Source organism: Tissierella sp. P1, assembly GCF_002266425.1.
GTDB lineage: Bacteria > Bacillota > Clostridia > Tissierellales > Tissierellaceae > Tissierella > Tissierella carlieri.
Genome location: NZ_NPMN01000080.1, coordinates 1 through 1,506, shown reverse-complemented (window position 1 = coordinate 1,506; position 1,506 = coordinate 1). Strand labels below are relative to the sequence as shown.

1 protein-coding gene is annotated in these 1,506 nt (G+C 32.3%); it reads left to right on the top strand.

Annotation, left to right across the window (positions count from 1 at the left end; all coding sequences use genetic code 11):
* Positions 1-1,506 (top strand): M20/M25/M40 family metallo-hydrolase (locus CIW83_RS21790; RefSeq protein ID WP_201260101.1); only part of this gene is annotated, 1,506 nt, incomplete at both ends.

Below are 1,506 nucleotides of genomic sequence, written 5' to 3'. Positions count from 1 at the left end.
ATTGCAGCAAGAATTGAGCAGATAGCAGTAGAATTAACAAATCAACTTAGTGTAGTTGAAACACCAGGAGAATTAGATTCAGTACAAAAAGTTTATGATATTTTTTCAGAAATGGACTATTATAAAGAAAATCCGGAGCATCTAAGATTTGTAGATGCGGTCAAGGATAAACTTGGCAGAAAATCTGTTTTAGCAATGCTAAAGGGAAAGAAAGGCAATAGTAAAAAAACTGTATTGATGATAGGTCATACAGATACAGTTGGTATCTCTGATTATGGCAGCTTAAAAGAATATGCAAACAAACCATATGAATTAACAGAGAAATTTAAAGAAATAGCATCTACGCTACCAGAGGAAGTTAGACGTGATCTTGAATCAGGAGATTATTTATTTGGTCGAGGACTTTTCGATATGAAAACTGGTGATGCTATTATAATGGCATTGATGGAAGAAATATCAAAGGATATAGAAAACTTTGAAGGTAATTTGATATATGCTGCTGTTTGCGATGAAGAAGGAAACTCAGGCGGTATGTTATCTGTAATACCTGAATTAGTAAAAATACAAGAGCAAGAAGGTTTTGAATATCTAGCACTTTTAGATACAGACTATATGACATCTGAGTTTGAAGGTGATGAAAACAAATATGTATATATAGGAACAGTAGGAAAACTAATGCCGTCATTCTATGTAGTAGGTAAAGAAACACATGTTGGTGAATCATTTAAGGGAATAGATCCAAACCAAATAGCTTCTTCTATTACAAATAGAATCAATCTGAATGCAGATTTTTGTGATGTGGCAGAAGGTGAAGTTTCACTTCCTCCAATTACTTTAAAACAAAGAGATTTAAAACCAGAATATTCAGTTCAAATAGCAAAAACAGCTACTTTGTTCTTCAACTATGCAACACATTGCAGCACACCAGATGAAGTACTAGTAAAAATGAAAGGTGCTGCTATAGAAGCTTTTCAATCAACTATTGATAATTTAAATATACAATATGAAAGATTTTGTAAATTAGCAGGAAGAGAATATAAAAAACTGCCATGGCAAGCAAGAACATTAACTTATGAAGAACTATATACAAAAGTGAAATCAGAGATGGGAAATGAACTTGATGAAAGAATTGCAAAGCTTACAGAAGAAATGTTAAAAGATGAATCCATAGATCAAAGAGATTTTTCATTGAAATTAGTAGAAGAAGTTCACAGTCTATGGTCTGATAGAGAACCAGTTGTTATAGTATACTATACACCACCATACTATCCTCATATTTATGTAGAGGGAAGTGCACCAAAAGAAAAAGCATTACTAGATGCAGTAGCAGATGCTGTAAGTACAACTGAATCAGATTATAAATTAGTTTATAAGAAATTCTTCCCATACATCTCAGATTTAAGTTATGGTGCAGCACCAAAAGATCCAAAAATCATAGCAGCATTGAAAGATAATATGCCTGGATTTGGAACTAAATATGATTTACCATTAGAAGATATGCAAAAA